This is a genomic window from Lysobacter sp. MMG2 (assembly GCF_016735495.2).
In the GTDB taxonomy this organism is placed as follows: Bacteria; Pseudomonadota; Gammaproteobacteria; order Xanthomonadales; family Xanthomonadaceae; genus Lysobacter_J.
Genome location: NZ_JAERQY020000008.1, coordinates 1 through 5,724, shown reverse-complemented (window position 1 = coordinate 5,724; position 5,724 = coordinate 1). Strand labels below are relative to the sequence as shown.

Genomic DNA, 5,724 nt, shown 5'->3' with positions numbered 1-5,724 from the left:
TGCATGTGCACAATGCGCGCCCCGCCAAGGTGAACTTCACTGAAGCGGGGCGCGGTTGAAGCGGTGGTTTCGAAGGGCGGTTGACGAACTTCGAAGGTGCTGTAAGATGCGCGGCCCGGTCGCCCGGGGCGGTCCGAAAGGACGAGCTGAATGGCGGCGGGGGCGGTCAAAAAGATTTCGACACGGTGTTGACGGAATCGAAATTGACTGTATAGTAGTCGGCTCCCTCGGGCACTTTGGTGCGACGGGGCGAGAAAGGGAAAGGCGCTGAGGCCGGCCCCGAGATCTTTGACAGTGTGCGCAGGTGACTTGTGCGGGCGTCTGGCTAGTGGATGGTTGTCCACAGCAGATGTCCTGTAACAAGCATTAATGATTCAAAGCATGCAAATGCAAGCGAGTAATTGATGCCTGGAACGGGCTCTGCACTCAAGATATTGGATCTTCGGATCCTGCAATTTTAAGTGAAGAGTTTGATCCTGGCTCAGAGTGAACGCTGGCGGCAGGCCTAACACATGCAAGTCGAACGGCAGCACAGCAGTAGCAATACTGTGGGTGGCGAGTGGCGGACGGGTGAGGAATGCATCGGAATCTGCCTATTTGTGGGGGATAACGTAGGGAAACTTACGCTAATACCGCATACGTCCTACGGGAGAAAGTGGGGGACCTTCGGGCCTCACGCAGATAGATGAGCCGATGCCGGATTAGCTAGTTGGCGGGGTAAAGGCCCACCAAGGCGACGATCCGTAGCTGGTCTGAGAGGATGATCAGCCACACTGGAACTGAGACACGGTCCAGACTCCTACGGGAGGCAGCAGTGGGGAATATTGGACAATGGGCGCAAGCCTGATCCAGCCATGCCGCGTGTGTGAAGAAGGCCTTCGGGTTGTAAAGCACTTTTGTCCGGAAAGAAAAGCATTCGGTTAATAACCGGGTGTCATGACGGTACCGGAAGAATAAGCACCGGCTAACTTCGTGCCAGCAGCCGCGGTAATACGAAGGGTGCAAGCGTTACTCGGAATTACTGGGCGTAAAGCGTGCGTAGGTGGTTTGTTAAGTCTGATGTGAAAGCCCTGGGCTCAACCTGGGAACTGCATTGGAAACTGGCTTACTAGAGTGCGGTAGAGGGGTGTGGAATTCCCGGTGTAGCAGTGAAATGCGTAGATATCGGGAGGAACATCTGTGGCGAAGGCGACACCCTGGACCAGCACTGACACTGAGGCACGAAAGCGTGGGGAGCAAACAGGATTAGATACCCTGGTAGTCCACGCCCTAAACGATGCGAACTGGATGTTGGGGGCAACTTGGCCCTCAGTATCGAAGCTAACGCGTTAAGTTCGCCGCCTGGGAAGTACGGTCGCAAGACTGAAACTCAAAGGAATTGACGGGGGCCCGCACAAGCGGTGGAGTATGTGGTTTAATTCGATGCAACGCGAAGAACCTTACCTGGCCTTGACATGCACGGAACTTTCCAGAGATGGATTGGTGCCTTCGGGAACCGTGACACAGGTGCTGCATGGCTGTCGTCAGCTCGTGTCGTGAGATGTTGGGTTAAGTCCCGCAACGAGCGCAACCCTTGTCCTTAGTTGCCAGCACGTAATGGTGGGAACTCTAAGGAGACCGCCGGTGACAAACCGGAGGAAGGTGGGGATGACGTCAAGTCATCATGGCCCTTACGGCCAGGGCTACACACGTACTACAATGGTAGGGACAGAGGGCTGCAAACCCGCGAGGGCAAGCCAATCCCAGAAACCCTATCTCAGTCCGGATTGGAGTCTGCAACTCGACTCCATGAAGTCGGAATCGCTAGTAATCGCAGATCAGCATTGCTGCGGTGAATACGTTCCCGGGCCTTGTACACACCGCCCGTCACACCATGGGAGTTTGTTGCACCAGAAGCAGGTAGCTTAACCTTCGGGAGGGCGCTTGCCACGGTGTGGCCGATGACTGGGGTGAAGTCGTAACAAGGTAGCCGTATCGGAAGGTGCGGCTGGATCACCTCCTTTAGAGACTAAAGACAGCAAATTGCTGGCCGGACGTCCGCACAAGTGACCTGCATCTAGTTCCGGGAGCTCCCAAGGGGGAGATCCGCGGGAGCGTCCCGTTCGATTGTTTGAACATGGGGCTTTAGCTCAGCTGGGAGAGCACCTGCTTTGCAAGCAGGGGGTCGTCGGTTCGATCCCGACAAGCTCCACCAAACCAGCCGTGCACGACTTTTGGGTCTGTAGCTCAGGTGGTTAGAGCGCACCCCTGATAAGGGTGAGGCCGGTGGTTCGAGTCCTCCCAGACCCACCACCCCGAACGAAACTAGATTGCGCACACATCAAGAATTGAAGCGGTTCGGCGTTGAGGCCGGATCGCGTTCTTTGAAAACTGGGAAAGTAGCGAGCGTTTTGAGACGAATGTCCATGACGTGTCGTAGAGGCTAAGGCGAGTGTCTTCGGACACTTTATTAATTGAGTCGTTATATTCGAGTTCGGGCTTTGTACCCCCGAACCCATGACTCCGAGGCGACTTGGGGTTATATGGTCAAGCGAATAAGCGCACACGGTGGATGCCTTGGCGGTCAGAGGCGATGAAGGACGTGGCAGCCTGCGAAAAGTGCGGGGGAGCTGGCAACAAGCATTGATCCCGCAATGTCCGAATGGGGAAACCCACCTAGCAATAGGTATCCTGCAGTGAATACATAGCTGCTGGAAGCGAACCCGGAGAACTGAAATATCTAAGTACCCGGAGGAAAAGAAATCAACCGAGATTCCCTAAGTAGTGACGAGCGAACGGGGACTAGCCCTTAAGTCGAATGAGTTTTAGCAAAACAACCTGGAAAGGTTGGCCATAGACGGTGACAGCCCGGTATGCGAAAGGGCTCATTCGATGAAATCGAGTAAGGCGGGGCACGAGAAACCCTGTCTGAACATGGGGGGACCATCCTCCAAGGCTAAATACTCCTGACCGACCGATAGTGAACCAGTACCGTGAGGGAAAGGCGAAAAGAACCCCGGAGAGGGGAGTGAAATAGACCCTGAAACCGTGTGCGTACAAGCAGTCGGAGCCCGCAAGGGTGACGGCGTACCTTTTGTATAATGGGTCAGCGACTTACTGTTCGTGGCGAGCTTAACCGTATAGGGGAGGCGAAGGGAAACCGAGTCTGATAAGGGCGCATAGTCGCGGGCAGTAGACCCGAAACCGGGTGATCTAGTCATGCCCAGGGTGAAGGTTGAGTAACATCAACTGGAGGCCCGAACCCACTCCCGTTGCAAAGGTAGGGGATGAGGTGTGATTAGGAGTGAAAAGCTAATCGAACCCGGAGATAGCTGGTTCTCCTCGAAAGCTATTTAGGTAGCGCCTCATGTGAATCTTCCTGGGGGTAGAGCACTGTTATGGCTAGGGGGTCATTGCGACTTACCAAACCATGGCAAACTCCGAATACCAGGACAGAATGCATGGGAGACACACGGCGGGTGCTAACGTCCGTCGTGAAAAGGGAAACAACCCAGACCCACAGCTAAGGTCCCAAATTTCGTGCTAAGTGGAAAACGATGTGGAAAGGCACAGACAGCCAGGAGGTTGGCTTAGAAGCAGCCACCCTTTAAAGAAAGCGTAATAGCTCACTGGTCGAGTCGGTCTGCGCGGAAGATTTAACGGGGCTAAGCACGAAACCGAAGCTTGGGGTGCACAACTTGTTGTGCGCGGTAGAGGAGCGTTCCGTAAGCCTGCGAAGGTGGATTGAGAAGTCCGCTGGAGGTATCGGAAGTGCGAATGCTGACATGAGTAACGATAATGCGGGTGAAAAGCCCGCACGCCGAAAGCCCAAGGTTTCCTTGCGCAACGTTAATCGACGCAGGGTGAGTCGGCCCCTAAGGCGAGGCAGAAATGCGTAGTCGATGGGAAGCTGGTTAATATTCCAGCACCTCGCGTAAGTGCGATGGAGGGACGGAGAAGGTTAGGCAGGCCGGGCGTTGGTTGTCCCGGTGAGAGAGTTGAGGCGGTCCCCTTAGGCAAATCCGGGGGGGCAACGTTGAGACTAAGGACGAGTCCATTAGGACTGAGCTGCCGATATCACGCTTCCAGGAAAAGCTCCTAAGCTTCAGCTTACGCAGACCGTACCGTAAACCGACACAGGTGGGCAGGATGAGAATTCTCAGGCGCTTGAGAGAACTCGGGTGAAGGAACTAGGCAAAATAGCACCGTAACTTCGGGAGAAGGTGCGCCCTTTTTGGTTCATAGCTGAGAAGGGCCGCAGTGACCAGGCCGCTGCGACTGTTTATCAAAAACACAGCACTCTGCAAACACGAAAGTGGACGTATAGGGTGTGACGCCTGCCCGGTGCCGGAAGGTTAATTGATGGGGTCAGCCGCAAGGCGAAGCTCTTGATCGAAGCCCCGGTAAACGGCGGCCGTAACTATAACGGTCCTAAGGTAGCGAAATTCCTTGTCGGGTAAGTTCCGACCTGCACGAATGGCGTAACGACAGCGGCGCTGTCTCCACCCGAGACTCAGTGAAATTGAAATCGCTGTGAAGATGCAGCGTTCCCGCGGCAAGACGGAAAGACCCCGTGAACCTTTACTATAGCTTTACACTGAACGTTGAGTTCTTCTGTGTAGGATAGGTGGGAGCCTATGAAACCGAGGCGCTAGCTTCGGCGGAGGCAACCTTGAAATACCACCCTGAAGTGCTTGACGTTCTAACCTGGGTCCGTAATCCGGATCGGGGACCGTGTATGGTGGGTAGTTTGACTGGGGCGGTCTCCTCCCAAAGTGTAACGGAGGAGCACGAAGGTACGCTCAGCGCGGTCGGACATCGCGCACTGTGTGCAAAGGCATAAGCGTGCTTGACTGCAAGATCGACGGATCAAGCAGGTACGAAAGTAGGTCTTAGTGATCCGGTGGTTCTGTATGGAAGGGCCATCGCTCAACGGATAAAAGGTACTCCGGGGATAACAGGCTGATACCGCCCAAGAGTTCATATCGACGGCGGTGTTTGGCACCTCGATGTCGGCTCATCACATCCTGGGGCTGTAGTCGGTCCCAAGGGTATGGCTGTTCGCCATTTAAAGTGGTACGCGAGCTGGGTTCAGAACGTCGTGAGACAGTTCGGTCCCTATCTGTCGTGGGCGTTGGAGATTTGAGAGGGGCTGCTCCTAGTACGAGAGGACCGGAGTGGACGAACCTCTGGTGTTCCGGTTGTCACGCCAGTGGCACTGCCGGGTAGCTATGTTCGGAAGCGATAACCGCTGAAAGCATCTAAGCGGGAAGCGCGCCTCAAGATGAGATCTCCCGGGAGCTTGACTCCCCTAAAGGAACCATCAAGACCAGGTGGTTGATAGGCAGGGTGTGTAAGTGCAGCAATGCATTGAGCTAACCTGTACTAATGATCCGTGTGGCTTGACCATATAACCTCAAGTGGCCTTGGACTCGACGATACGTCGGACGTTCGGCTCACTCGCTACTTATCCCAACCTATCCGCCGAAGACGGGCAACCGTCCGAAGCAACCCTACGAGAGCGTGTGCGCGACTCAATCCACCGAGATCCGCGACCCTCCACCCTCTCCCTGGTGACAATAGCTGTGTGGTCCCACCCGATCCCTTTCCGAACTCGGAAGTGAAACGCACATGCGCCGATGGTAGTGTGGCTTAAGCCATGCAAGAGTAGGTCATCGCCAGGGGCTTTACCCCAGAAGGCCGGTCCAACAGGACCGGCCTTCTTCTTTTTGCGCGGGCGAAAAT

At 55.1% G+C, this 5,724-nt stretch carries 2 tRNA genes and 3 rRNA genes; all 5 read left to right on the top strand.

Going from position 1 to position 5,724, the window contains the following annotated elements:
* Positions 1–458: 458 nt before the first annotated feature.
* The 5 genes from JI752_RS19195 to rrf all read left to right on the top strand — a co-directional run bounded on the left by JI752_RS19195 (position 459) and on the right by rrf (position 5,663).
* Positions 459–2,003 (top strand): 16S ribosomal RNA (locus JI752_RS19195).
* 115 nt (positions 2,004–2,118) lie between these two features.
* A tRNA-Ala gene (locus tag JI752_RS19190) sits at positions 2,119–2,194 on the top strand.
* A gap of 21 nt (positions 2,195–2,215) precedes the next feature.
* Positions 2,216–2,292: transfer RNA gene (locus JI752_RS19185), tRNA-Ile, on the top strand.
* A 232-nt stretch (positions 2,293–2,524) separates the two neighbouring features.
* A 23S ribosomal RNA gene (locus JI752_RS19180) occupies positions 2,525–5,389 on the top strand.
* A 159-nt stretch (positions 5,390–5,548) separates the two neighbouring features.
* Positions 5,549–5,663: ribosomal RNA gene (gene rrf, locus JI752_RS19175) — 5S ribosomal RNA — on the top strand.
* The 16S, 23S and 5S rRNA genes sit together here with 2 tRNA genes alongside, the layout of an rRNA operon.
* Positions 5,664–5,724: the final 61 nt, after the last annotated feature.